Raw genomic sequence first — 26,177 nt, 5'->3', positions numbered from 1 at the left:
TCGCAGGGGCATTCGCCTGATGGCTGGCCCGGATTGAGTGGCTAATGGCGTCGAGGCGCAGCGGTGAGATTAAATCGCCGGTAAGATTTGCGCCGTCAGAGTGCGTAAATGTTCACGCAGTAATTGATGTAAAGCGCGAATCGCCGGCGAGAATTGTTTGCGATGCGGGCAGATTAAATGCAGCGGCGTGCTTTCGCCTGGCAGCTGCGGCAGCACCCGTTCCAGCCGGCCGTGTCTGATATCGTCGCAGACATCAAGCCAGGATTTATAAGCAATCCCCATCCCGGCAATCGCCCAGCGGCGCGCCACTTCAGCGTCGTCGCACAGCAGCCGGCTTTTCACCGTAATCTGTCGCCGCATCCCTTCCTGCGGAAAAGTCCATTTATCATACACGTGACCGCCCATGACAAACGGCAGACAGTGATGCTGTGCCAGATCCTCGAGTTTTTCCGGACGGCCATGTCGATCGAGATAATCGGGTGCGGCGACCATCACACGGCGGTTTTCTTCCGCCAGCGGTAGCGCGACATAGCTGCTGTCCTCCAGCTTACCGTAGCGAATGGCGATATCCACCGGATCGCGGAACACGTCACTCACCTGATCGGAAAACGAGAGACGCAGCCCGAGCGCCGGATGCGCCCGGCAAAAGTCTGTCAGCAGCGGCAGAATAATATGGCGGCCGATGTCAGATGGCAGGGCGATTTTCAGCTCGCCGCTCAGGGCATCGTCGTGGCTTTGCAGGCTTTCTGCACCGGCGTGCATCAGCGCCAGCATCTCCTGCGCGAACGGCAGATACTTTTCGCCTTCCGCCGTTAAACGCAGGCTGCGCGTCGATCGCGCAAACAGGCGGCGATCGAGATCGCGCTCCAGCCGCTGAATGGCGGCGCTGACCTGACCGGGCAGCAGGTTGGCTTCGCGCGCTGCGCGGGAAAAGCTGCCCAGCGCGGCAGAGCGCACAAACAGGGTGACATCTTCTAAACGAATCATCGACGTTCTCGCCATTATCGGGATTTTCACTCTACGAGTGAAAGTGTTGTCCTGCAACAGGCATTTTTCCCGGCGCGATGTCTGGCTATGCTGCTGTCAACACCCTGAAAATATTCACTCACCTGGAGCCTGTTGCATGAAAGCGATTGTTTATAGCCAAAACGGTTTACCGATTTCAGATGAAAATGCGTTGTATGAACTGGACGTGGCGAAACCGCAGCCAGGCGCACGCGATCTGCTGGTGAAAATCAGCGCGATTGCGGTTAACCCGGTTGATACCAAAGTGCGTGCTGGCGCCCCGACGGACACGCCGCGTATTCTCGGCTGGGATGCCGTGGGCGTGGTCGAGGCGGTGGGCAGCGATGTCACGCTGTTTCAGCCCGGCGATGAAGTTTACTACGCCGGCGACATCACGCGCGCTGGCAGCTATGCCGAGTACGGACTGGTGGATGAACGCATCGCCGGACTCAAGCCGCGCACGCTGAGCGACGCCGATGCCGCCGCGCTGCCGCTGACGTCGCTCACCGCGTGGGAACTGCTGTTCGATCGCCTGGAAATTGATGCTGCCGACGAAGGCACATTGCTGATCATCGGCGCGGGCGGCGGCGTGGGTTCGATGCTGACGCAGCTGGCGCGCAAACTGACCCGACTGACGGTCATTGGTACCGCCTCTCGCCCGGAAACCGCCGACTGGGTGCGCTCGCTGGGTGCCCATCATGTTATCGATCATCAGCGTCCGCTGGGCGAGCAGCTGGCAACGATTGGCCATAAAGAGGTGCGCTACGTGGCCTCACTGACCCATACCGACAGCTACTATCCGCAGTTGATCGATGTGCTGGCTCCGCAGGGCAAACTGGCGCTGATTGACGATCCGGAAACACTGGATGCGGTACCGCTGAAGCGCAAAGCCATCTCGTTGCACTGGGAACTGATGTTTACCCGCTCGCTGTTCCATACCGCCGATATGCAGCGCCAGCATCAGATTCTGCAGCAGGTGAGTCAGCTGATTGACGATCAAACCCTGCAGACCACCGCTGGCGAGCATCACGGCAGCATCAGCGCGGCCAACCTGCGTAAAGCGCATGCGCTGATTGAAAGCGGTCGCGCACGCGGCAAGATTGTCCTCAGCGGCTTTTAAGTCATTAAAACACTTAAGGTTAACCGTCCGTCAGCCCGGGCGGTTATGGTAGCGACTTTGCTATTTATCTGCGCTCTGGCGCAATCTTCAATCAGGAGACTCTCATGACCCTTAATGATGCGGTTGCCCGCCGTCACACCGTAAAAGCTTTCTCTGCGGGCAAAACGCTGCCGCAGCAGGAGATCGACACGCTGCTTAACCTGCTGCGCAACAGCCCGTCATCGGTTAACTCGCAGCCGTGGCACTTTGTTGTCGCATCGACTGCAGAAGGGCGGGAAAAGATGGCGCAATCCACCAGCGGCGCGTTCATTTACAACAACCCTAAGGTGCTGAACGCCTCACACGTGATTGCGCTGTGCATGCGCACCGATCTGGATGAAGCGCACCTGCAAAATGTGCTGGCGCAGGAAGAGAAGGACGGGCGTTTTGCCAAACCCGAAGCCAAAGCCGGTCAGGATAAGAGCCGCCGCAGCTATGTGGATATGCACCGTTATGAGCTGCGCGACGTGCCGCAGTGGATGGAGAAACAGGTCTATCTGGCGCTGGGCGGACTGTTACTGGGCGCCGCGATGCTCGGCATTGATGCCACCCCGATGGAAGGCTTTGATGCGCGCGCACTTGACCAGGCGCTGGGCCTGCGTGAACAGGGCTTTACCAGCGTGGTGCTGGTTTCGCTTGGCTATCGCAGTGAGGAAGATTTCAACGCCACGCTGCCGAAATCGCGTCTGTCGCAGGACGAAATTTTCACGTTTATCTAAGGGACTTAACCAGGTGCGCACCTGCGCACCTGCGCGCTTAACGTGGGAACCGCAGGCAGAAACGGGTAATGCCGTGTTCGCTGCTCACCGTGCAACTGCCCTGATGCAGTTGCATGATCCCGCGCACGATTGACAGACCCAGTCCGCTGCCGCCCTGCTGGCGTGACGCATCGGCGCGCCAGAAGCGGTCAAACAGGCGTGCCTGCTGCGCCTGACTTAGCGTCGGCCCCTGATTCTCCACCACCAAAAGCACGGCGTCTGGCTGCGGAATGCTGGAGACGTGAATGGTGCCGTCGCGCGTGCCGTAATGCAGCGCGTTAGCGATCAGATTCGCCAGCGCGCGCTGTAACAACTGCGGATCGGCGTGCAACTCGCCGTGCAGCGAGATGACAAGCTGCATGCCATGCTCTTCCGCCATGCCCTCAAAATAGTCACTCAACCGCTCACCCAGCGGTGTCAGATCGATGCGTTGCCTGTCCAGCGCCTGGCTGGCGTCTGCGGCTTTGGCGAGAAACAGCATGTTATCAATCATCTTCGCCAGCCGCTCCAGCTCCGCATAATTGGAACCCAGCAGCGTTTGATACTCGCTGACGCTGCGCGGCTGGTTCAGCGCCACTTCCGTCTGGCCAAGCAGCGTGCCAATCGGCGTGCGCAGATCGTGTGCCATGTCCGCTGAGACCTGGCTAAGTTGCTGATAACCTTGCTCTAGTCGGCTCAGCATCTGGTTGAGCGCCGCCAGCAGCGGTTGCAGCTCGCCTGGCGCGCTGGTCAGTTCAATGCGATGCGACAGCCGCCGCACGTCGATCACCCCGGCTTCCGCTGCCAGCCGGCGCAGCGGCGTCAGGCCGCGGCGCACCAGCAGCACACTGATCGCGGCGACCAGCAGCGCCGCCAGCGCGGTGCACAGGATAATCTGGTGGCGATAGCCGGTGAGGGTCTGCGTGCGGTCGCTCATCAGGCGACCGGTGATGATTTCGATCTGGCCGCTGCCATCGCGCGTTGGTGTTAACGCGGCGGCGGCGATAAACGGCGTGCCGTCCGCCGCCTGCTGATGGTGGACCGATTGCAGGGTTAACGGCTGATCGGCGGCGACCGGCGTAATGGCTGGCACCGGACGCGCGCCAGGATTGATCACGATCAGCGGCGGCTGGCCGGGAAAGCGCAGCACCAGCAACGATTCGGTATTGCCCAGCATGTTGGCGAACAGCCGCGGCTTCTGCTGAATCAGCGTCAGCGCATCTTCATCGCGCAGCAGCGTGCGCATTTGATCGATGCGCGTCAGCAGGGCTGCGTCATCGCGCACGCCGATCTGCTTCGCCAGTGCGTGATACAGCGCCATGCCGCTGAGTGTAAAAATGACCACCACCGTAGCACTGAGCAGTAGCGAAAGGCGGACGGCGAGCGAGCGGGGTTTCATGTTTCAGCTTCGCAGCGATAACCGACACCGTGCACGGTATGAATTAATGGTCGGGTAAAAGGGCCGTCAATTTTCTGCCGCAGCCGTTTTACCGCCACATCCACTACGTTGGTGTCGCTGTCAAAATTCATATCCCAGACGCGCGACGCAATCACCGTGCGTGTCAGTACCTCGCCGGGATGCAGCAGAAACAGATGCAGCAGATTGAACTCTTTGTTGGTCAGGTCGATGCGCTGTCCGGCGCGCTCGACCCGGCGACGGGCAATATCCAGCTGCAGATCGGCCAGCGTCAGGATGTCGGGCAGCTTCTGCTGGCTACCGCGCCGCAATTGGGTGCGCACGCGCGCCAGCAGTTCGGCGAAGGAGAAGGGTTTGACCAGATAGTCATCGGCACCCAGCTCCAGCCCTTTGATGCGATCTTCCACCGTGCCTTTGGCAGTCAGGAAAATCACCGGCGTTTGCAATTGCTTATCCAGCTGCGCCATCACCTCCCAGCCATTGATGCCGGGCATCATCACATCCAGCAGAATCAGATCGTAATGGTGCTCCTGCGCATAAAACAGGCCATCCTGACCGTTTTCCGCCACGTCGACGATAAAACCGGCCTCGGTCAATCCTTTGCGCATGTAATCACGCGCCCCGGCTTCATCTTCTATCACCAAAATTTTCATGCGATCTCCCGGTAGTGGCGGCCGCTTGCTGATGGCGGGCAGTATAACGCGGGTTAGCATAGAAAACCGAGGCTGACAGCGGCATGAGCCCCTGATGACAAAATCATGACAGAGCGTTAAGTAAAACTTAATGGCGCGACAAATTTCGCTAACTCATTAACATATATAAGAATTTGCTCTGCATTTTTGCGCGCTTTTGATGGTGGCGTCAGCGGCATCGTGTTATTACAAGGTTAAAACCTGTGAGATAGCCTGCCGGAGAGCATCATGAAAAAGCGTTGGTCTTTTGCCTTACTGTTGTCACTCAGCGCCCTCAGCCAACTGGCTGCGGCGCAGCAGACGCTGCGTTTTGGCGTCGATCCCACTTTTCCACCGTTCGAATCCAAAGCCAGCGATGGCTCGCTGCAGGGTTTTGATATTGATCTGGGCAATGCCATCTGTGCGCAGGCCAAAGTGAAATGTCAGTGGGTGCAGATTGGCTTTGACGGCAGCATTCCGGCGCTGCAGGCGAAGAAATTTGACGCCATTCTGTCGGCGATGTCGATGACGGAGAAGCGCCGCGAGCAGGTGGCGTTCAGCGATATGCTATACATCACGCCCAGCGCGCTGCTGACGCCTGCCAACAGCACGCTGACGGCGGATATCAGCACGCTGCGCGGGAAGAATATCGGCGTCGCGCAGGGCACCATCCAGGAAACCTACGCCAAAACGAAGTGGGCACCGCAGGGCGTCAACGTGGTCTCGTATCCGAATCAGATGGAGATCTATCCGGATCTGGTAGCGGGTCGACTCGATGCCAGCCTGGCGAATGCGGTTTCGGCCGAGCAGGGCTTTCTCAACACGCCGGAAGGCAAGGGTTATGTCAATAAAGCCACGCTGGTGGATAAAGCATTATTGGGGAACGGCGTAGGTATCGGGCTGCGTAAAGGCGATACGGCCAATCTTACTTTAATCAACAATGCGCTGGCTGCGCTGCACAGCAACGGCACTTACGACCGGCTGGCGCAGAAGTACTTTAAAGTTAAGGTTTATCCCTAATCGCAGGGCGATTTGCCTTCATTACGCACAGGAAAATCATGTCTTTACTCCCTGATTATACCCAGCAGCGGGCGCGATTCCTGGCCGCCGTCACGCGCCAGCACGGCGCGCTGACTGCCTATCGCCATCCGCTGACCGCGCCCGACGGGGCCGCGCTGTACACCGACGTTGCGGTGATCGGCGATCCGGCGGCTCCCAAACGCATGCTGATTCTCTCCGGCACACATGGTGTGGAGGGCTATTACGGTTCAGACAGCCAGATCGCCTGGCTTGATAGCTTCGATGTCGCCGCGTTACCGCCCGACTGCGCCCTTGTGCTGGTCCATCTGCTAAATCCATGGGGCGCTGCGCATCTGCGGCGCGTCAATGAAGACAATATCGATCTCAACCGGAATTTCATCGATTTCAGCCAGCCCGCACCCGCTAATCCGCACTATGCGCTATGGCACGATCTGTACCACGGCGACCGCGCACATGCCGATCGGCTGCTGGCGGAGACACTGCAGCAGTCAGGCTGGCCGGCGCTAAAACGGGTAGTGGAAGCGGGACAATATCAGGCAGCAGATGGCCTGTTTTATGGCGGGCAGCAGCCGGCCTGGTCGCACCGCACGCTGCACTCCATCGTTGAACAGCATCTGCGTCAGGCGCAGGTCATCCTGAGTTTCGACCTGCACACCGGTGCCGGCGCGTGGGGCCATCCGATGCTGCTGGCGATTGCTGAACAGCGCTATCCGGCGCATGACTGGGGCAAGTCGTTATACGATGAGTGGCTGACGCTGCTGTTTACCGGCGCCGGGCGCGACAGCGACACCGGGGTGACTGCCACGGCAACGGGCTATGTCTCGCAGTTTCTGCTGACGTCGCTGCCTGACACGCAGCTGCTGCCATTGGTGGTGGAGTGCGGCACTTATCCGGGTGAGGAGATGCACCGCCGGGTGCGCGACGATCACTGGCTGCATCTGCAGGGCGATCCGGCAAGCCACGCCGGACGCGCGCTGAAGCAGCAGCTGGTGGAGGGGTTCTGGCCCGCCGATGAAGACTGGCGCGCCTTAACTGCGTTTCGTACCCGGCAGATTTTCCTGCGCGGCTGGCGCGGGCTGGTGGCTTATAACCGGCCGTAAAAGGTCATGCGCGCGGTTTCGGACAGCGCGATACCGGGCTGGGTGTTGTAGGCCAGTACCGCCAGCATACGCGTGACATCGCCTTCGGTGGGCGTCACGCGGTGCAGCGAATTACGCCCGCGAAACAGCACCAGGTCACCGGCATCAATCTCCAGCGCCTCGACCGGCTGGCGCTGATCGAGCACGGCGGCGACGCCGTCGTAGTTCATCTCGCCGGCATCCGCATCGCGCAAATCTTTTACATACTCAAATACCCCGCCGCCGCGCGGTTTTTGCACCAGCAGCGTGATGGCGAAAGAGGAGTTGTCAAAATGCCAGCCGAGTTCCTGGCCGTCAGGTGCATAATGCAGATTAATCGACGACAGCGGGTCGGCATACGGATACAGCGCGTCTTCGTCCAGCACATCACACAGAAAGCGTTTAAACAGTTCGTCATTGTACAGCTGACGCAGCGGCGATTCCGCTGCAATCACATCGTCGGTGATGCAGCCTTTGGTGCTGATTACGTCACGATTGCGCGGATGATCGGCACGGTACGCCTCGTCCGGCTTCAGCAGATAGACGTTGTGCTTGCTGACGGTGTGGTAAGCCAGATGGCGCTGGGCCAGCCCGTCAGTCACGATCGCCTGCAGCGCAGCCGGTTGCAAAAACTGACGCAGCACCAGCGCGCCGTGTTGCTCCAGCTGCTGGCGACAGTGCCGACGCCAGTCGGCGTCGGCCAGTGGGTGCAAATCAAATCGAATCAAAGCAGACATCGCGGTGGTTCTCTGAGTTGGCAGGTGTAGAGACTGTAACGGCCTGATATGTTGATGCCTAACGATAAATATTTAACGCCTTGCTAAGGAAACCTTAATGCCTGCACCCGCGTCGCGTTTGCCGAAAATCAGCGTGATTCAGTCGTTCAAAGTGGCGGCGGAACTTGGTAGCCTGGCGAAAGCCGCCGCACAGCTGGCGCTGACGCCGGCTGCCGTCAGCCAGCAAATTCGTCAGCTGGAAGCGCAGCTGGGCAGCGCACTGTTTGTGCGTACCCAGAGCGGCGTGATGCTGACGGAAACCGGCAAAGAGTATCTGCGCTACGTCAGTGAAGCGTTCGACATTCTGCATCTGGGGCAGCAAAATTTGCGCCATGCGGCCAGCATGCCAAAGCTGACGCTCTATTCATTGCCGGCACTGGCGTCGAAATGGCTGCTGCCGAATATCACCGCCTGGCGGGCTCACTGCCCGGGCTGCGATCTCAGCCTGCACGGCACTCATGCGCCGGTGGATTTCAGCGCCACACCGGCAGATTTTGTCATCTGCTTTGGTGAGGATCGCTACCCGCAACTCGACAAACAACGGCTGTTCTGTGACGAGGTGCTGCCGGTCGCCAGTCCGGCGCTGATCCAGCGTTACCCGGGCGAATCGTTGCTCAGCCAGGCGCCGTTGATCCATCTGGACTGGGGCAATGAAGGGCGCTTTCTGCCCGACTGGCGCAGCTGGTTTCAGGCCAAAGGCAGCATGGAGCCGGCGGTCCAGCCGGCATTCAGTTTTAATCTCACCTCCCTGGCCATCGACGCGGCGGTAGCCGGGGTCGGCGTGCTGCTGGGACAGCGTCGTCTGATTGCCGGCGAACTGGCGCGCGGCGCGCTACAGGTGGTGGATCCGCTCAGCCTGCCGCTGAGCAAACCCTATTTCCTCGCCTGGCCACAGCGCTCCCGCAGTCAGCCCGGCAGCGAGGCGCTGATTCAGTGGCTAACGCAGCTGGCGAGTTAACAAACTGTTAACTGCCGCAGCGTTCTGCGACAGGGATTGCCCTATGCTGATGCGCTTTGTGCGCAGTTGCGAAGAAAGGGAGTTCAGGCACGATGATTGATACCTCATTCTGGCTGACCACGCTGGTGGTCAGCATCACAATTTTGCTGTGGGCGCTGGCGCGGTTGCCGGAATACCTTACCGCGCTGCTGTTTTTTGCGGCGGCGATGCTGCTGTCCATAGCGCCAGCCAGCAGCGTATTCAGCGGTTTTGCCTCCTCAGCGTTCTGGCTGGTGCTGAGCGGTTTTGTGCTGGGCGCGGCGATCCGCAAAGTGGGCCTTGCCCAACGCTGGGCCAACTGGCTGGTGGTGCCGTTCAGCCAGAGCTGGCCGCGGATGGTGGCGGGCACGGTGCTGCTGAGTTATCTGCTGGCGCTGGTGATGCCGTCGAACATGGGACGCATCGCGCTGCTGATGCCGGTGGTGCTGGCACTGGGCGAGCGGGCCGGTATCCGGCCGGGCAGTCGCGGCAGCATTGGGCTGGCGCTGGCGGTGGGCTTCGGCACCTTTCAACTCTCTGCCAGTATTCTGCCCGCCAACGTACCAAACCTGGTGCTGAGCGGCGCGGCGGAAAGCGCGTACCAGCTGCATTTGCAATGGCTGCCGTGGTGGCTGCTGCACATGCCGGTGGTGGGGCTGGGCAAAGGTATTCTGCTGGTTGCCTGCATTACGCTGCTGTTCCGCGCTCAGCCGCAGCCGGTGGCAACGCGGGAAGCATTGCCGGCGCTCAGCGGGCGCGAATGGCGGCTGATTGCCCTACTGGCCGTCACTCTACTGTTGTGGATGACCGACAGTCTGCACGGCTTATCCGCTGCGTGGGTCGGGCTGGCCGCGGCGTGTCTGTGTTTGTTACCGCGCGTGGGCTTCCTTTCGGGCGACGATTTTGCCAGCGGCGTCAATTTTCGCACCTGCATCTATATCGCCGGCATTCTCGGCGTCGCCACGGTGGTGGTGGACTCTGGCCTGGGGCGGCTCATCGCCAATGCACTGCTTCACCTGCTGCCGCTGCATGACTCGCCGTCATTCAGTAATTTTGCCGTGCTCAATGCGCTGGTGACGCTGCTGAATTTTGTGCTCACCGCCAACGGCGTGCCGGCGATGGTCACGCCGATGGCGCAGGAGCTGGCTGCCGCTTCGGGCTTTCCGCTACTGAGCGTGGTGATGTTGCAGGTTTTTGCCTACGCCACACCGCTGCTGCCATATCAGGCGTCGCCCATCGTGGTGGCAATGGGGCTGGGGAATGTGCCTGCCAGAGCCGGTCTGCAGCTGTGCCTGCTGGTGTTTGTGCTGAGCGCGCTGCTGCTGTTACCGCTGGATTATCTGTGGTTCCGGCTGCTAGGCTATGCCTGATACGCCGTCAGAGGTCACGAATTCGCTATGTCAGCTACTAACGATTGGGTAGATTTCCGTCGCGATGAGGAGACGGGCATCGAAAGTGTTAACGCGCACTTCTGCGGCCACGCTTACGATCCGCATGACCACGACGAATTGCTGGTCGGCGTGACGCAGCAGGGGCTGCAGCGCTTTAACTGTCACCGCGCGCTGCACACCAGCACGCCTGGTCGCGCTATTCTGATTGAGCCGGGCGCGGTACACGATGGTCACGCGCCTGATGCCGCCGGTTTTACCTATGTGATGCTTTATCTGCCGCAACCCTGGGTGGCGGAGATGATGCAGCGCCGCGGGCTGGGCGATGTGGCGAATATTCAGGGGGCGTTTCGCTCCACGCTCACCGATGATGCGCAGCTGGCCAGTGCGATTCAGCAGGCATGGTTTGCAGTGCATCAGCGGGAAGGGCGACTGGCGCGCGATCAGAGCCTGGATCATCTGCTCACACTGCTGTCCCGGCATCTGGAAAATAAACCCGGCGTGCAGCTCAGTGACGCCCAGCGGCAGATGCATCTGCTGCGTGACTATCTGCACGATTTTATGTCGCAGGACATCGGGCTGGACGATCTGTCGCGCTTGTCCGGCATCGATCGTTTCCGCCTGACGCGCCAGTTTAAGCAGGCTTTTGGCCAGTCGCCGCACGCTTATCTGGTACGGCTGCGGCTGCGTAGCGCGCGTGCGCTGCTGGCACAGGGCGTTGAGCCAGTGCAGGTCGCAGCGCAGGTGGGCTTTGCCGACCAAAGCCACCTTGGCCGCTGGTTCCAGCGTGCTTATCGCCTGACGCCCGCCGCCTATCAGCGCCAGTGCACAAACGTTCTATACCGCTCTCTGCCGGCTATCCGATGATGGGATTTTTAATCCTCAGCGGAGAGTTCTGACAGATGTTTGATACCAAAATTGCCCTGATCGTACGTGATGATTTAGCCACCTGGCAGCGCCTGAATGTGGTGGCTTTTCTGGCGACCGGCATAGCGGCGGCCGCGCCGGAGATGATGGGTGAACCCTACGTCGACGCGCTCGGTCGTCAGTACGGCAACATGGCCGGCCAGCCGATGCTGGTGTTTGCCGCCGATCTGGCCGGCCTGCAACGGGCGCATCGCCAGGGCGTGGAGCGCGAGCTAACGCTGATTCCTTACGTTGAAGCGATGTTTTCCACCGGCCACGATGCCGCCAACCGCGCGGTGTTTCTGGCCGAGGATGCTGATAATCTCAACCTGGTTGGCATCGCGCTGCGCGGCCCGAAAAAGGCGGTGGATAAAGCCATCAAAGGGCTGGCGCTGCACGGTTGAACGGCGGGTGCGCCTGTTCAATCTGTTCTGCCGCCATTAACAGCACATCTTCCCGGTCGCGCAGCGCCAGAAGCTCCAGGCCGATGGGTAACCCTTCCGTACTCAGGCCGACCGGAATGCTGATTGCCGGTGCGCCGGTGACGGCTGAGATCAGCGCGTTGCTGCCAGGCTGCAACTCGCCATGCTTCACTGGCGGATGGCGGACTACCGGATAAGCGAGCAGGTCGATCTGCTGCTGCTGAAAAAACTGCGCCAGCTGCTGATACAGCCTCTGCTGGCGCAGCTGCACCTCGCGATAGCCGTCACTCTGCATGCCGGCATGCTGCGCGCGGGTTTTGAAGGTGGCCTCCAGCTGGGGATGATAGCGCCCTGACGCGGCAATCGCCGCCAGCGTGCGCAGCGGTGCCTGCGGTTTATCCGCCAGCCAGGCGGCCAGCGCGTCGGCAAATTCATAGGCAATGATATTGGCTTCCGTCGCCAGCATCTCCAGCTGCGGCCAGCTCAGCATGCGCGGCTGAAACGGTGCCACAGCATCCTGCACCGCCTGGTTAATCTCCGTTTCCTCTGCGGCAAATCCTTCCTGCCAGATACCGATGCGCAACGGCCGGTCGGGACGGGAAAAGCGCTGGCCCGTGAGTATTTCACTGATCAGCCGCAAATCAGCCGCGTAGCGCACCAGCGGTCCGGGGATATCCTGGGTGGGCGACAGCGGCACGATGCCAGCGCTGCTCAGTGCACCGCGCGTCATACGTAAGCCGAACAGGCCATTGAATGCGGCCGGAATGCGCACCGATCCGGCGGTATCACTGCCTATCGCCAGCGGCACGAAGCCTGCGGCCACCGCCACGGCTGAACCGCTGCTTGAACCTCCCGAAGAACGGCCTTGCTGCCAGGCATTATGGGTGAAGCCGCTCAGCGACGACGCGCCGGTGATGCCTGCCGCCAGTTCATGCATGGTGGTTTTGCCGATGAGGATTGCGCCAGCCTGACGCAGAGCAGTAACCAGCGGTGCATCCTCGCTGGCAATCACGTCGCGCAGCAGCGCCGAACCGGCACTGGTCGGCCAGCCTTTGACTTCAATGTTGTCTTTAATCAGCAGCGGAATACCGGCCAGTGGGCCAACTGGCGCATTCTGCTGCCGTGCGGCATCGCTGGCAGCGGCCGCAGCCAGCGCGTCATCGGCAAACAGCCAGCTGATGGCGTTGTAGCGCGGCTGATCTACGTCAGCAATGCGCTGCAACGCAAACGTGGTGAGCTGGCGTGCGCTCACCCGGCGCTGGGCCAGCGCCTGTTGCATATCCCCCAGCGACGCGGTGAGGTAATCAGCGTATTGCATGGTTCAGGCCTCCACAGGAATCCATAGCCGCTCTGGCGAAACCTGGCCGCACGAACTGCCGGCAAAGTGTGAGCTGCACCAGAGTGCCTGATGGCGGATGCACCAGTCTATCAGTAACTGACGTGACGTTACGGCGCGTGGTAAATCCTCACAAAAAACTGAGTTCCATTGCGGATGTGCAAACTGAACTGGATGATGCATCACATCACCGCTAAATACCGCGTGGGCACCGGCGCTTTGCAGCACAATTGAAGCATGATCGACGCTGTGGCCCGGCGTCGGCATATAGCGCAGCACACCGGCAAACAGCGGGGAGTGCTGCACATCAATAGTTTCCAGCTGGCCGCTCGCCAGCAGCGGCGCAAGGCTGTCGTGATACAGCGCCTGCATTGACGGCATGCTGCGGCACTGTGCCAGTTCACGCGCTGAACAGATGTAACGCGCATGACGAAACATCGGCTGCCAGCGGCCAGCGCGCCAGCAGGTATTCCAGCCGACGTGATCGGTGTGGATATGCGTCATCAGCACCAGCGTCACTTCATCAGGGTTGACGCCCGCTTCGGCCAGACGTTGCGGCCACGCGGTTTGTAGCTGGTGAAACAGCGGCTTGTTATCGCGGTTACGGCCATTGCCCGTTGCGGTATCAATCACGATGGTGTCGCGAGCGGTGCGCACCACCCAGCTATGGATGGATATCTCTGCCGGCTGCTGTGCCAGCGTGTCGCTCATCGTCTCGCGGTGTGCCGGAAACAGCGCAGCGAAGGGGAGTGAGCTGGTCTGCTCGATCACTTTATCAATGCTGCATTCACCTATGTGCAGGGTCATATTGCCTCCTAAAGCGTGGTGCCTGTTACTGCAGGTCACTATACTGAGGGCTATTTCATTATTTAAATCGATTAAAATCATGAAAAGCATCAATGAAAATGATTTCAGTAGAATCGATCTTAACTTATTGATTGTGCTACTGGTCATGTATGACGTGCGTAGCGTAACGCAGGCGGCAAACCGGCTTTATCTGGGGCAGCCGGCGGTCAGCGCGGCATTAAAAAGACTGCGGGCAATGTTTGACGATGCGCTGTTCGTGCGTTCCTCGCAAGGCATGACGCCCACGCCGCGCGCAGAGCAGCTGGTGCGGCAGATCGCACCGCTGCTGCAGAGCGTCCATCGCGTTATTTTCACTGCCGATCGCTTTGATGCCGCGCACGATAGCCGCAGTTTTACGCTCGGCATGAGCGACTGGCTCGAGCACTGGCTGATGCCCGATTTACTGCTGCAGCTGGCCGACTCGGCTCCGAATATTGATATCCGGGTGGTGGCTGCCGATCCGTGGCAGGCCATTCCGCTGATGGAGCAGCAGCAGGCTGACGTGGTGGTGACCGTCGGAGAGGAAACCAGTCGCGATCTCACGCGGGAGCACATTGCGCGCGGCGGCTTCCGCACGGTATGGCATCGTGGACAAATTGACCTTGCACCACCGCTGACGCTGGCGCAGTTCGTGCAGTATCAGCATGCGCTGGTCTCCTATCGCGGCGTGAGTGAAAGTGCGCTGGACGCTGCGTTAGCCCGCGAGGGACTGACGCGCCGCGTGCGTTATGTCACGCCGCACTTCTCGGTGTTACCGCTAATGTTGCAGCGTCTGCCGCTGTTCGCGACCGTTCCGCAGGGACTGGTGCAGGCATGGCAACAGCGCTATGGGCTGAGTACGGCGGCGGTGCCAATCGGCATGCCGGATTATGCGCTTTCGCTGCTGTGGCATAACGCCCGGGCCGAAGACCCGGCGCACCGCTGGCTGCGCGCCACGCTGCGTCAGCTGATCGAACGCAAGCTGGCGTGAAACGCTTACCACGGCACTACGCGGCCGAGGTAATCGAGATAGTGCAGGCCGCCGCGTCCGGTCTGGCTTTCCACCGTGTTGAGCAGATTCGGGATGCTCTCCTCAATGCTTAGTCGCGCCCCGGCGCCACCCATGTCGGTGCGCACCCAGCCTGGGGCCAGCAGCAGTAGCGTGCGCGCATCGTCGTGACGCGCGGCAAAGCTGCGCATAAACATATTCAGCGCCGCTTTACTGCCGCGATACACCTCGTAGTTGCCATGGGTGTTGTTGGTGAGACTGCCCTGGCCGGAGGACATCACCGCCAGCGTGCCATGCGCGCTGACGTTGTTTCTGAAGGTTTCCAGCACGCGCAGCGGGCTCAGCGCGTTGGTTACCATTACGCGAATAAACTCTTCCGTCGACACATCGGCAAGGGTTTCGCGGTCGTCATTTTTCACGCCCGCGTTGACCAGCAGCAGGTCGAACTGCTGGCCGCTTAGCCGCAGATGCAGGGCGTTGACCTCTGCTGGCACGGTGATGTCCACGCTCTCCACCGTCAGCTGCTGTGGGTAGCGCTGCGCCAGCTGTTGCAGCGCGTGAAGGGAGTGCTGGCGTCCGGTCGCCACCACCTGATAGCCACGCTGCAGCATATTCTCCGCCAGCGCGAAGCCGAGGCCGCGTGAAGCACCAATCAATAAAGCACGGGAAGCTTTGTTCATGACCCTCTCCTGGGTTTGGGGTGAGTGAAAAGTCTACCCTTGCATGACAACAGGCGGAACGCGCAGCATCTGCATAGATAACCTGCAGCAAACGCCTTGCCAGATGGCGCTCAATCAATAAGGATGATGCGATGAATACCGTCGATTTGAATTTACTTCCTGCGCTGGATGCGCTGCTCAGTGAAGGCAGCGTAGTGGGCGCTGCGCGTCGCCTGGGGCTGAGCGAGTCAGCAATGAGCCGCACGCTGGGGCGACTGCGTGCTGCCACCGGCGATGCGCTGCTGGTGCGCGCCGGGCGCGTGATGGTGCTGACGCCACACGCCGAAGCGCTGCGCAGCCAGGTGCATGCCACTTTGCAGGACACGCAGGCGCTGCTGAGTCCACCCGCGCAACGCTTTGCCGCCGCTGAACTGCAGCGCCACTTCACGCTGCGTACCAACGAAGGATTTGTCGAAGCGTTTGGCAGCGCGCTGATCGCCGCAGTCCGCGCACAGGCGCCTGGCGTGCAGCTGCGCTTCATGCCGAAAGCAGAGAAAAATGATCGACCGCTGCGCAGCGGCGACGTCGATCTGGAGATTGGTGTTCTGGGCAATATGGGACCGGAGATTCGGCTGCAGGCGCTGTTTCGCGATCGCTTCGTCGGCGTGGTGCGCGCCGGGCATCCGTTACTCGCGGACGTGACGTTGGCGCAGCTGGCCGCATATGGTCACATCGTGGCGTCAAGGCGTGGTGAGCTGGGCGGGCCGGTGCATGAGGCGCTGCTCGCCGCCGGTTTTACCCGCCAGGTGGCCGCCGTGGTACCCGCTTTTTCCACTGCCGTCGCGCTCACGCTGCACAGCGACTGGCTGGCGCTGGTGCCGCATACGCTGTGCCTGCACCATCCGCTAATCAAAGATAACCCGGCGTTCGCGATGTTTGAATTACCGTTTGCCACGCCAGAGGTGACGGTGTCACAGCTATGGCATCCGCGGCTGGAGCAGGATGCCGCACACCGCTGGTTGCGTGACACGGTGCGGCAGGTGTGCCGCGCTTAGATCAGCCGCCGCGCACCGATCCGCGCCATACCACATCAGCCTGATACAGTAGCGTGTCGTGCTGCTGCTCACTCTGCGGCGTAAAACCACTCTCCGCCTGCTCGGTCTGCGTCAGCCACGCGATGGCGTCGCGGGCAAAGCGCTCCACCGGCTGGGCGAAGGTGGTGAGATTGTAAGAGGACCAGCCAGCCTGCGCGATGTTGTCGTAGCCGATCAGGCACAAATCCTCCGGTACGCGCAGCTGGAAACGGTGGCGCGCTTCATCCATGAAACCGCAGGCCATCAGGTCGGTGACGCAGAACACCGCGTCCGGGCGCTGATGACGCGTCAGCAGGCGATGCGCCAGAATCTGACCGCTCTCATACGAGGTGGTGCCGAATCGCTCCACGCTGACCGTCAGTCCGGCGCGCTCCGCCACAGCGATAAACGCCGCTTCGCGTTTGATCAGGCTCGGCGTACCGGCCAGCGAATTGGCGAACGCCAGCTGACGACAGCCGGCGCGCTGAAACGCCATCACCGCCGTTTCGGCCGCCGCCTGCGCGTCGAGGTTGATGCTGAGCGAGCCCGGCAGCGCTTCGTCGCGGTTGATCAGGATGATGCGCTGACCGTGCTGATAGCACTGGCGGGTGATGGTGCGATCCGGCATGCCGGAAAGGATGATGGAGGCGTCGGCGCGAAAATTGATCGCCTGCAGCAGCGCGGCGGAGACGCTGTTGTCGGAACGATCGGTATTAATCAGCATCGCCACTTTGCCCGCTTCCTGTAAAAACTGTGTCAGCCAGCGCACCAGCGTTGCGCGGTAAGGCGTGGCGATTTCCGAGACGATCAGACAGACGATGCCGCTGCGGTTGCGCACCAGCCCGCGCGCCAGGTGGTTAACGTGATAGCCCAGCTCCTGCGCCGCTTTCATCACCCGGGCACGCGTGGCTGCAGAAACGCTGGCACCGGGCGTAAAGGCGCGCGAGACCGCCGATCGCGACACGCCCGCCCGATCCGCCACATCCTGTGCGCTCACCCCGGCTTTGTCATTCTGCATCTTCAACTCCTCACAATTACGGCTGAAAAGCAGTCTGCCGTAAATTGCAAAGCTGTGCAATTTGTCTGCGATCACATTTGTTGCATTTTTGTGACACAGCCTGTCAATTGCAGATTGCGCTATTTGACAGGCTATTTTCTGTTCATTACTAATTTGCACACACGTGCAAATAAAAACCTCTGTTAAGCACGGAACCCTGCCAACCAAGGAGAACATCATGCGCTACACCTCACTGGCCATCGCGCTGTCCCTCAGTTGCACCGCGCTGCCGTTTGCCGCGACGGCCGCTGGCAATCTCAATATGGTCTGCTCGGCGGACGTGGTGGTGTGCGAACATATGACGCGCATTTTCAGCCAGGCACATCCGGATATTAAAGTCAGTATGGTGCGCCTGTCGGCGGGTGAAGCCTATGCCCGCCTGCGCAGCGAAGCGCGTAACCCGCGCACCGACATCTGGTGGGCCGGTACCGGCGATCCGCATATGCAGGCGGCGGAAGAGGGGCTGACGCAGCCGTATAAATCGCCGCTGCTCGATCAGCAGCAGGACTGAGCGCAGAAGCAGGCGGAAAACTCAGGTTACCGTACGGTAGGGATTTATGCCGGTGCGCTCGGCTGGGGCTACAACACCAAACTGCTGGCGGATAAAAAGCTCAAAGCGCCAGCCTGCTGGGCTGATTTGCTCGATCCGGCCTTCAAAGGCGAAATTCAGATTGCCAATCCGAACTCGTCCGGCACCGCCTATAACACCCTGGCGACGCTGGTGCAGATCATGGGCGAGGACAAAGCGTTCGATTACCTGAAAAAGCTCAACGCCAATATTTCCCAGTACACCAAATCCGGCTCGGCACCGGTGAAGGCGGCGGCGCGCGGCGAAACCACCGTGGGCATCGTGTTTATGCACGACGCGGTGGCGATGGAAGTCGACGGCTTCCCGATCAAAACCGTCGCGCCCTGTGAAGGCACTGGCTACGAGATTGGCTCAATGTCGATCGTCAAAGGGGCACGCAATCTGGCCAATGCCAAAGTGTGGTACGACTGGGCGCTTAGCGCCGAAGCGCAGTCGCACATGAAAGAGGCCAAATCCTTCCAGCTGCCGTCAAACCGCAGTGCAGAGATCTCCGAATACGCGCCGCGCTTCGAAAACATCAAACTAATTGATTATGACTTCAAAACCTACGGCGATTCCGCCAAACGTAAAGCGCTGCTGAGCCGCTGGGATAAAGAGATCGGCGCCAGCGCGCAGTAATGCCGCATCGCCGGACGCTGCCGCTCACGGCGGCATACCGATTCCGACAGCGCTAAGGATGGCGCGATGATCCCGCATTGAGGTAACACATGAACGCAAATAATCGCCGTCTGACAGGCGCGCTGCTGCTGGGCGCCGTCGCGCTGTTGCTGCTGCCGTGGTACAGCCTGGAAGCAGGCTTTTTCGATAGCGGCTGGCTGCTTAACCTGTGGCGTGATGAAGCCAGCGCGCCGGCACTGTGGCAGATCGGCAGCCATCCATGGCTGGCGATCGCCGTGGCGTTGCTGGCGCTGTGCGCCGCCTGCGCCTTATTGCCCGGCAGCGCGCGCAGCCGGTTGCTGCTGCTGTTCAGCGCGCTGGGCGTGATCTTCCTGATTGTGGAAGGGCACGCGATTGGCTACAGCGGCTGGAGCTGGCTGTGGCTGGAAAACCGCTTCGGCGCGCTGCCGCAGGGACAGCCAGCGATGGGCGCTGGCGCGCTCCTGCTGCTGACCGTGTTTTTGCTGCTGTTCTCGTTTGCGCTGGCCGAACGCGGCGTGCTGAAAGGCGATGCCTTTGTGGTGGCGTCGCTGGTGCTGCTGACTGCGCTGGTCAGCATCTTCGTACTCTATCCGGTGCTCAGCATGTTTGTGGTGTCGGTGCAGGACGTTGACGGCAGTTTCAAACCGGACGATTTGATCAGCAATTTACAGGATCCGTCGATCTGGAGCCTTGCCTGTCTGAAAGGCGGCACCTGCGGCACCGCGTGGCGCACGCTGTGGCTGGCGCTGATGACTGCCAGCGGTTCGACGCTGCTGGGTCTGGCCTTTGCCCTGGCGGCAACGCGCACGCCGCTGCCCTGCAAAAAAGCGCTGCGCATGCTGACCATTTTGCCAATCATCACGCCACCGTTCGTGATTGGTCTGGCGCTGATTTTGCTGTTCGGTCGCTCGGGCGTAGTGACGGAGCATCTGGCGGCGCTGTTTGGCATCGAGCCCGGCCGCTGGCTGTATGGCCTGACCGGTATCTGGATTGCTCAGGTGCTGTCGTTCACGCCGATTGCCTTTCTGGTGCTGATTGGCGTGGTGGAGGGCGTCAGTCCGTCGCTGGAAGAGGCGTCGCAAACGCTGCGCGCCAACCGCTGGCGCACCTTCAGCCGCGTTTCGCTGCCGCTGATGGCGCCGGGTCTGGCTAATGCCTTTTTGATCAGCTTCATCGAAAGCATGGCCGATTTTGGTAATCCGATGGTACTGGGCGGCAGTCACGGCGTACTTTCGACCGAAATTTTCTTCTCGGTGGTAGGCGCGCAAAACGATCCGAGTCGCGCCGCGGTGCTGGCGATGATCCTGCTGTGCTTCACGCTGGCCGCCTTTGTGCTGCAGCGGCTGTGGCTGGGTGGCAAAAACTTCGCCACGGTGACCGGCAAGGGCGACGGCGGCAAACATGGTCAGCTGCCGCGTCTGCTGCGCTACGGCGTATACGGCATGGTGATTCCGTGGGGTCTGTTTACCCTGGTGATCTACGGCATGATTGTGGTCGGCGGCTTTGTGCAGTCGTGGGGCCTGAACGATGCGCTGACCATCGAGCACTATGTGCGCGCTTTCCGCGTCAGCGTCAGTGACGGTCATCTGCTGTGGAGCGGCGTGGCGTGGAACTCGTTCTGGACCACGCTGGAAATTGCCCTGATTGCCGCACCGCTCACCGCCGTGGTGGGCCTGCTGACCGCCTGGCTCATCGTGCGGCAGAAATTTGCCGGTCGTCAGACGTTTGAGTTTCTGCTGATGCTGAGCTTTGCCATTCCCGGCACGGTGATCGGCGTCAGTTATGTGATGGCCTATAACCTGCCGCCGCTGGAGATTACCGGCACGGCGATGATCCTGATTGCCTGCTTTGTGTTCCGCAATATGCCAGTCGGCGTGCGCGGCGGTATCGCGGCGATGAGCCAGCTGGATAAGAGCCTTGATGAAGCGTCACTGACGCTGGGCGCCAGCAGTTTCCGCACGCTGCGCAAAGTGGTGCTGCCACTGCTGAAACCGGCGATCAGCGCGGCGCTGGTGTACGCCTTTGTCCGCGCCATTACCTCGATCAGCGCGGTGATCTTCCTTGTCAGCGCCCAGTACAACATGGCGACGTCCTACATCGTCGGGCTGGTAGAGAATGGCGAATACGGCGTCGCCATTGCTTATTCGACAGTACTGATTGTGGTGATGCTGCTGATCATTGGCGTGTTCCAGTGGCTGGTGGGCGAACGTCGCCTGCGCCGCGTGGCGCGCCCGGTGGACGTCGCCGCGCCACCAGCTTCCCCTTCGTTAACTCAGGAGAGTGCCGTATGACCACGATTACTGCTGGTTCCGTGGTGTTTGAACACGTCGAAAAACGCTTTGCCGGTTTTACCGCGCTGCCGGATTTATCGCTGACGGTGGAGCCAGGTACGCTGGTGACACTACTGGGGCCTTCCGGCTGCGGCAAAACCACCACGCTGCGCCTGCTGGCCGGCCTGGAGCATCCGACTTCGGGGCGCATTTTAATTGGTGGCAAAGACGTAACGCATCTGCCAGCCAACGAGCGCGACGTGGCGATGGTGTTTCAATCCTACGCGCTTTTTCCGCATATGAGTGCGCTCGACAACATCATGTACGGCCTGCAATCGTCCGGCATGAGCAAAAAGGAAGCGCAGGATCGTGCGCGCGAAGGGCTGAAACTGGTCGGGCTGGAGAGTCAGGGGCAGCGGCTGCCGTCCGAACTCTCCGGCGGGCAGCAGCAGCGCATTGCGGTGGCGCGCGCGCTGGTGCTGGAGCCGCAGGTACTGCTGCTGGATGAGCCGCTCTCTAATCTCGACGAGCGCCTGCGCCGCCGGGTGCGCACGGATATTCGTGATTTGCAGCAGCGGCTGGGCTTCACGGCGGTGTATGTCACGCACGACCAGGAAGAGGCGCTGGCGGTGTCGGATAAAATTATTGTCATGAAAGAGGGCGATATTGCTCAGCAGGGCGCGCCGGAAAGCCTGTATCACGCGCCCAATTCGGTGTTCATCGCTGACTTTATGGGCGAAGCCAATATTCTGCCGTGCGAAGTCGAACAGGTAGAAGGCAGTGAAGCGCTGGTGCGACTCGGCAGGCAGCGCTATCGCGTGCGTGGTAACGGCGTCGCGACCGGCTCCGCGCAGCTGTCGGTCAGACCGCAGTTCATTACCCTGCACAGCGGTGCTGAAGGCGCACTACGCGGCGAGGTGACACACGCCACCTGGCTGGGCAATCACATCGAATACGAGGTCAACACGGAACTGGGCTCGCTGTTTATCGTCGATGCGCAGATGGAGCAGCAGCTGCCGCTGGCCGCCCGGGTGGCGATTGATTTTAAACCTCAGGGTCTGGCCCTGATTGCCGGTTAATTTAAGGATAACGCATGAGTGATACGAAAAATGACGCGCTGCAATCGCGTCTGCTGCTGGCCGAACGCGTCGCGCGGGCGGGCGGGGAGAAGGCGCTGGCCTACTTCAATCAGCGTGACACGCTGGTAGTCGAAACCAAGCACGACCTGCAGGATGTGGTATCACGCGCTGACCGCGAGGTGGAACAGATGATCGACCAGCAGATTCGCGCCAGCTTCCCGGACGACGGTTTTCTTGGCGAGGAGTACGGCCTGCAACCGGGCACGTCAGGCTATACCTGGGTGGTCGATCCGATTGACGGCACCAGCCCGTTCCTCAACGGTATGCCAAACTGGTGTGTTTCCGTTGCGGTGCTGCATGACGGCGTACCGGTGATTGGCGTGATCTTTGCGCCGACCTATCAGGAGTGCTACGTCGCCGCGCTCGGCCAGGGCGCAACGCTGAATGGCCGCCGTTTGCAGGTGGATCCGTCACGTACGCTGCAAAATCACGTGACCGGCTTTGGCGCTAATAGCTATGTCAGCCCGGAAGAGGTGGGCCGCCTGCTGGCGTCACTGCTGGCAGCGGGTGGCAACTTTATCCGTATCGGATCTGGTGCGCTGATGCTGGCGTGGGTGGCAGCCGGACGCGTGGTGGGCTATTTCGAACCCTATATGCACGCGTGGGATTGCCTGGCCGGTTACTGTCTGGTGAAAGAGGCCGGCGGCTGGTATCACCCGTTTAACACCGAGGGCGATCGGCTGTTGAAAGGCGCGCAGGTGCTGGCGGTGGCGCCGGGTGCACAGGCGGAGCTAAGGCGGATTGCCGGCGTTTAAATGGTGCATTTCACGGCCGCGCGGCGTTTTCCAGGTCGCCATCCATGGCGACCTTACAACGCTTTGCGCTGTATTAACTGGATAATCGCATGATTTTAAACGATTACGCTGTGAATCAAACCGCCACGAACTCGCGGTATCCCGACCAAATCACATACACCGCGAAATAACAAAAAATCAGCGCTGAGGCGAGATACGAATATTTCAGCAGGCGCTCGCCTAACAGCTTTCCGCCCATGCTGCCGATCAGGCAGATCACACAGGTCCACACCACCCCGGCGAGGAAAAATCCGCTGAGAAAACATGAGGTTGCAGCGGCATCGCTGTGGCCGATGCGGGCTATCAGCGCGCCGCCCACGCTGGCGAACCACAGAATCGCCGTCGGTGACGACATCGCCAGCACGATGCCGCGCCGAAATTCGCGCAGCAGTGAACGATAAGGCTGGGTTTCAGCTGCGGGGATGTCGATTTTTTTGGCCAGCGCGGCGTAAAGCATTTTAGCGGCAAACCACAACAGCAAGATGCCGCCGCCAGTCCATAGCAACCAGCGCACCGGCGTAAACTGCAGTACCACAGCCATGCCAGCCATCGCCAGCAAGGCGTAAATTAAATCGCCCACGCAGGTGCCCATGCCCAGCCAGAAACCGTGCAGATAACCGCGCTGCATCGCCAGCGTCAGCATGGCGATGTTGGCGAGTCCGATATCCAGACACAGCGATAAACTCAATAAAAAACCATTAGAAAACGGCAGCATAACGTCGTGACCATCCCTGAGTTCGGTAAAGGAAAGATTAAAGCATGCGTGCCGGGGCTTTTTACACTGCTTCCTGCTATCCATAACCAAACGCTATGACCCGTAAGCAAAGGCACAATTAAATAAACCGATTTGTGAAGCCGATCGGCCTGCGCAGCTTTGCGCGCAGGGAATGCCACTATAGTCGTTAACGAGACGTTAACAACGTCCGTTTCAATACAAAAAAATCAACCTGGTTTGGGCGCAGGCCCGTGAAAATTCCGATTATGGTGGAAAGACAATGAGTGGATACCCAAAACCGGCAACTGGCGGTTTAGCAACAAACTTAACCGTGGCAATATCACTGGCTCTATTGACGCTGGCGGGGAGTGCTATGGCGCAGAACACGGAACATCATCAAACAGCATTAGTCGGCACCTGGACCAGTATTCCGGATGCCCCTGCGGTACAAAAGCCGGATCGACCCAGTGAAGGTTTATATCGCATGCAGGTCAACAGCGACGGGACGCTCAAGCCGCTGGAGGTGATCAGGATGAAAAGCCCGTCGTGGATCGTTAAATCACGCGACGGGCGGTTTGCTTATACCACCAATGAAGAGAATGCCGGTGCCGTTACCGCGCTGGCGATCGATAAACAGGGCGCAGTGCGGGTGCTGAATCAGGTCGACAGCCACGGCGAGCAGCCGACGCACGCCACTCTTAGCCCGGACGGCAAATTCCTGTTTGTCGCCAACTATTCGGTGGCGAAAGGCGGAGCAGGGGTAACGGTGTTCCCGATTGCGTCGGACGGCAAGCTGGGCGAACAGGTCCAGCATTTCGCGTTCAGCGAAGGCAGCGGCGTGGTAAAAGATCGGCAGGATGGCGGCCATGCGCACTCCACCACCTTTACCCATGATGGCCGCTATCTGTATGCGGCCGATCTCGGTGACGATAAACTGCACGCCTATCGCTACCACGCGGATCGGCGAGAGCCGCTGCAGGCGGATACCAGCCGTGATGTGAGCTTTGCGCCAGGTGCGGGTCCGCGCCACATGGTGTTCTCCGCCGACGGTAAACACGCTTATGTGATTACTGAAATGGCGGGCGAAATCGTGGTGTTCCGCGTCACTGATGACCGGCTGGAACGGCAGGCACAGGTGGCGCTGAATACGCAAAACAGCAGCGCCGCCTACAAAAGCGGCGGCGGCATCATTCTCAGCCCGCAGGGTAAATTCCTGATTGCCGCTAACCGCGGATCTGACAATCATCTGCTGGTGTTTAAGATTGCCGCCGATGGCAGCCTGACAGATCCACAGCGCTATGCCGCCGACGGTATTGAGCCGCGCGCGCTGGCGTTTGATAACAGCGGTAAACACCTCTATGTCACCAACGTGTTTACCAACACCATTACGCTGTTTGATTTTGATGCGCACAGCGGCAAGCTGAGCGCGCGCGGTGTGGCGGCGAAGCTGGCAACGCCAACCGACATCAAATTCTTTAACTAACTGCCCTTTCACTCATCCGGTGCGCGTGACGGCGCACCGTCTTTCGCCATGGCCGACAGCGCGCTTTCCAGCGAGGCCGGAAACATCTGGCCGTGACTGAGCCCGGGAAACAGCTGGAAGCGAGCCGCCAGGCCGTTCTCCTGCATGCCGTCGAGGGTGGTGCGAATCCGGCTCAGCACATCGCTGACGCCAGAACGGGATTCGCCGTTGCCTTCCATCAGCACCAGCTGCTTCTGCTTAAACGATGCGGGCGTCACCGCTGCCATTTGCTGCAACAGCGTTGCGTCGCCGCGCAGGGAAGGACTGGCGGCAAAATAGCGCTGGAAAAATCCGGAGGTTAAATAGCTGTCCAGCACAAACAGCCCACCGTAAGAGTGGCCCCACAGCGCACGCTGCTGCGCATTGATCGGCAGATTTCGTTCGGCACGCGGCGCGATAGTCTGTTCCAGCAGCTGGCGGAATGCGGCGCTGCCGCCGGCTGGCCGGCCTCGACGATCCTGCACCTGCTGTGGCGGGGTGTAATCCAGCGTGCGCGCAGCGAGATCGAACGGCAGCGGGGTCTGATAGCCTACCGCCACCAGCACCGGCGGGTTGCCTGCCGCCAGCTTCTGCAACAGCGCTTCGCTGAGATGGTTCATCACCGCGTTGCCATCCAGCATATACAGCGCCGCGTAACCTGCGGCCGGTGCCGGTTTACGTGGCACCGCCGTCCACACTTTGTAGTGGCGCTGGCCGTCAGCGGAATCAAACGTGTTAACAGTGAAGCGATACCAGGCAGAGCCTTTGTCGGCAATGTTGGGTCCGAGCGGCGTCATATCAGGCCGGGCGAAACCGACAGCGGGGTCGAGCAGCAGGCTCAGCAGGGTGAACAGCGGAATGATAAGGCGATAAACCATGGCGCTTCCTTACTAGCTGGCGAGTCAATTACTTCCGTGTCACAGCGAAAGCGCCAGACAGATTAGTGATAATGATT

The 26,177-nt window shown here is 60.3% G+C and carries 24 protein-coding genes and 1 pseudogene; 15 read left to right on the top strand and 10 right to left on the bottom strand.

What is annotated here, in order from left to right; translation table 11 throughout:
* Positions 1–69: 69 nt before the first annotated feature.
* Positions 70–987, bottom strand: a complete 918-nt coding sequence (locus F3J41_RS07560; RefSeq protein WP_166710516.1) for a LysR family transcriptional regulator — start codon at positions 985–987, stop codon at positions 70–72.
* A 136-nt stretch (positions 988–1,123) separates the two neighbouring features.
* Between F3J41_RS07560 and F3J41_RS07555 the strand changes: the two genes are divergently transcribed.
* Together F3J41_RS07555 and F3J41_RS07550 are read left to right on the top strand one after the other, a co-directional pair.
* On the top strand, positions 1,124–2,125 hold the full coding sequence (locus F3J41_RS07555; RefSeq protein WP_166710514.1) for a zinc-binding alcohol dehydrogenase family protein: 1,002 nt from the start codon (positions 1,124–1,126) through the stop codon (positions 2,123–2,125).
* A gap of 104 nt (positions 2,126–2,229) precedes the next feature.
* The gene (locus F3J41_RS07550; protein ID WP_021508932.1) at positions 2,230–2,883 is read left to right on the top strand and encodes an oxygen-insensitive NAD(P)H-dependent nitroreductase NfsB; all 654 of its coding nucleotides are present in this window, start codon (positions 2,230–2,232) and stop codon (positions 2,881–2,883) included.
* A gap of 37 nt (positions 2,884–2,920) precedes the next feature.
* Here F3J41_RS07550 and F3J41_RS07545 read toward each other — a convergent pair whose 3' ends face one another.
* Both F3J41_RS07545 and F3J41_RS07540 read right to left on the bottom strand, forming a co-directional pair.
* A complete protein-coding gene (locus tag F3J41_RS07545; RefSeq protein WP_166710512.1) occupies positions 2,921–4,300 on the bottom strand; it encodes a heavy metal sensor histidine kinase in 1,380 nt (459 codons plus the stop codon).
* Positions 4,297–4,971, bottom strand: a complete 675-nt coding sequence (locus tag F3J41_RS07540) for a heavy metal response regulator transcription factor (protein WP_021508934.1) — start codon at positions 4,969–4,971, stop codon at positions 4,297–4,299. Before F3J41_RS07540 ends, F3J41_RS07545 begins: the two co-directional genes overlap by 4 nt.
* A 267-nt stretch (positions 4,972–5,238) precedes the next feature.
* Between F3J41_RS07540 and F3J41_RS07535 the strand changes: the two genes are divergently transcribed.
* Both F3J41_RS07535 and F3J41_RS07530 read left to right on the top strand, forming a co-directional pair.
* The gene (locus F3J41_RS07535; RefSeq protein WP_021508935.1) at positions 5,239–6,009 is read left to right on the top strand and encodes a transporter substrate-binding domain-containing protein; all 771 of its coding nucleotides are present in this window, start codon (positions 5,239–5,241) and stop codon (positions 6,007–6,009) included.
* 38 nt (positions 6,010–6,047) lie between these two features.
* A complete protein-coding gene (locus F3J41_RS07530) occupies positions 6,048–7,130 on the top strand; it encodes a DUF2817 domain-containing protein (RefSeq protein ID WP_166710510.1) in 1,083 nt (360 codons plus the stop codon).
* On the opposite strand, the gene F3J41_RS07525 is transcribed toward F3J41_RS07530, so the two are convergent.
* Positions 7,115–7,885 carry a 2OG-Fe(II) oxygenase gene (locus F3J41_RS07525; protein WP_166710508.1) on the bottom strand — a complete coding sequence of 257 codons (771 nt, stop codon included), beginning with the start codon at positions 7,883–7,885 and terminating at the stop codon, positions 7,115–7,117. The genes F3J41_RS07530 and F3J41_RS07525 overlap by 16 nt on opposite strands.
* A gap of 97 nt (positions 7,886–7,982) precedes the next feature.
* Between F3J41_RS07525 and F3J41_RS07520 the strand changes: the two genes are divergently transcribed.
* The 4 genes from F3J41_RS07520 to F3J41_RS07505 all read left to right on the top strand — a co-directional run bounded on the left by F3J41_RS07520 (position 7,983) and on the right by F3J41_RS07505 (position 11,598).
* On the top strand, positions 7,983–8,882 hold the full coding sequence (locus F3J41_RS07520) for a LysR substrate-binding domain-containing protein (protein WP_152390913.1): 900 nt from the start codon (positions 7,983–7,985) through the stop codon (positions 8,880–8,882).
* 92 nt (positions 8,883–8,974) lie between these two features.
* Entirely contained in the window at positions 8,975–10,270 is a 1,296-nt protein-coding gene (locus F3J41_RS07515; protein ID WP_132463227.1) for an SLC13 family permease, read from the top strand.
* A gap of 27 nt (positions 10,271–10,297) precedes the next feature.
* Positions 10,298–11,155, top strand: a complete 858-nt coding sequence (locus tag F3J41_RS07510) for an AraC family transcriptional regulator (protein ID WP_021508940.1) — start codon at positions 10,298–10,300, stop codon at positions 11,153–11,155.
* 35 nt (positions 11,156–11,190) lie between these two features.
* Entirely contained in the window at positions 11,191–11,598 is a 408-nt protein-coding gene (locus F3J41_RS07505; RefSeq protein WP_058770312.1) for a DUF2000 family protein, read from the top strand.
* On the opposite strand, the gene F3J41_RS07500 is transcribed toward F3J41_RS07505, so the two are convergent.
* Positions 11,573–12,934: an amidase gene (locus F3J41_RS07500; RefSeq protein WP_166710506.1), complete on the bottom strand. Its 1,362-nt coding sequence runs from the start codon at positions 12,932–12,934 to the stop codon at positions 11,573–11,575. The genes F3J41_RS07505 and F3J41_RS07500 overlap by 26 nt on opposite strands.
* Positions 12,935–12,937: 3 nt before the next feature.
* On the bottom strand, positions 12,938–13,759 hold the full coding sequence (locus tag F3J41_RS07495) for an MBL fold metallo-hydrolase (protein ID WP_166710504.1): 822 nt from the start codon (positions 13,757–13,759) through the stop codon (positions 12,938–12,940).
* Between the two features lie 79 nt (positions 13,760–13,838).
* Here F3J41_RS07495 and F3J41_RS07490 point away from each other — a divergent pair, with 79 nt between their 5' ends.
* Positions 13,839–14,768 carry a LysR family transcriptional regulator gene (locus F3J41_RS07490; protein WP_166710502.1) on the top strand — a complete coding sequence of 310 codons (930 nt, stop codon included), beginning with the start codon at positions 13,839–13,841 and terminating at the stop codon, positions 14,766–14,768.
* Positions 14,769–14,773: 5 nt separating this feature from the next.
* Here the strand turns inward: F3J41_RS07490 and F3J41_RS07485 are convergent, their stop codons facing one another.
* Complete coding sequence (locus tag F3J41_RS07485; RefSeq protein ID WP_058770308.1) at positions 14,774–15,466, bottom strand: SDR family NAD(P)-dependent oxidoreductase; 693 nt, start codon at positions 15,464–15,466, stop codon at positions 14,774–14,776.
* A gap of 131 nt (positions 15,467–15,597) precedes the next feature.
* Between F3J41_RS07485 and F3J41_RS07480 the strand changes: the two genes are divergently transcribed.
* Positions 15,598–16,500, top strand: a complete 903-nt coding sequence (locus F3J41_RS07480; protein WP_166710500.1) for a LysR family transcriptional regulator — start codon at positions 15,598–15,600, stop codon at positions 16,498–16,500.
* Between the two features lies 1 nt (position 16,501).
* Here the strand turns inward: F3J41_RS07480 and F3J41_RS07475 are convergent, their stop codons facing one another.
* Positions 16,502–17,536, bottom strand: coding sequence for a LacI family DNA-binding transcriptional regulator (locus F3J41_RS07475; protein WP_058759034.1), 1,035 nt, complete (start codon positions 17,534–17,536; stop codon positions 16,502–16,504).
* A gap of 217 nt (positions 17,537–17,753) precedes the next feature.
* Between F3J41_RS07475 and F3J41_RS07470 the strand changes: the two are divergent.
* From F3J41_RS07470 to F3J41_RS07455, 4 genes and pseudogenes are all read left to right on the top strand, one after another.
* Positions 17,754–18,782: pseudogene (locus tag F3J41_RS07470) on the top strand (ABC transporter substrate-binding protein).
* A gap of 89 nt (positions 18,783–18,871) precedes the next feature.
* On the top strand, positions 18,872–21,094 hold the full coding sequence (locus tag F3J41_RS07465) for an iron ABC transporter permease (RefSeq protein ID WP_166710498.1): 2,223 nt from the start codon (positions 18,872–18,874) through the stop codon (positions 21,092–21,094).
* Positions 21,091–22,152: an ABC transporter ATP-binding protein gene (locus F3J41_RS07460; protein ID WP_166710496.1), complete on the top strand. Its 1,062-nt coding sequence runs from the start codon at positions 21,091–21,093 to the stop codon at positions 22,150–22,152. The genes F3J41_RS07465 and F3J41_RS07460 overlap by 4 nt, the downstream gene beginning before the upstream one ends.
* A gap of 14 nt (positions 22,153–22,166) precedes the next feature.
* Entirely contained in the window at positions 22,167–22,967 is an 801-nt protein-coding gene (locus F3J41_RS07455; protein WP_021508951.1) for an inositol monophosphatase, read from the top strand.
* A gap of 115 nt (positions 22,968–23,082) precedes the next feature.
* Here F3J41_RS07455 and F3J41_RS07450 read toward each other — a convergent pair whose 3' ends face one another.
* Positions 23,083–23,721, bottom strand: coding sequence for a LysE family translocator (locus F3J41_RS07450; protein WP_166710494.1), 639 nt, complete (start codon positions 23,719–23,721; stop codon positions 23,083–23,085).
* 373 nt (positions 23,722–24,094) lie between these two features.
* Here F3J41_RS07450 and F3J41_RS07445 point away from each other — a divergent pair, with 373 nt between their 5' ends.
* The gene (locus tag F3J41_RS07445) at positions 24,095–25,204 is read left to right on the top strand and encodes a lactonase family protein (protein WP_031279983.1); all 1,110 of its coding nucleotides are present in this window, start codon (positions 24,095–24,097) and stop codon (positions 25,202–25,204) included.
* 8 nt (positions 25,205–25,212) lie between these two features.
* Here F3J41_RS07445 and F3J41_RS07440 read toward each other — a convergent pair whose 3' ends face one another.
* Complete coding sequence (locus tag F3J41_RS07440) at positions 25,213–26,100, bottom strand: alpha/beta hydrolase (RefSeq protein WP_211075114.1); 888 nt, start codon at positions 26,098–26,100, stop codon at positions 25,213–25,215.
* Between the last annotated feature and the right edge of the window lie 77 nt (positions 26,101–26,177).

This window comes from Pantoea sp. Ap-870 (assembly GCF_011752515.1).
GTDB classification, from domain to species: Bacteria; Pseudomonadota; Gammaproteobacteria; order Enterobacterales; family Enterobacteriaceae; genus Pantoea; species Pantoea dispersa.
Note: the sequence above shows the minus strand (reverse complement) of the source record. Positions and strands in the feature narration are given on the sequence as shown.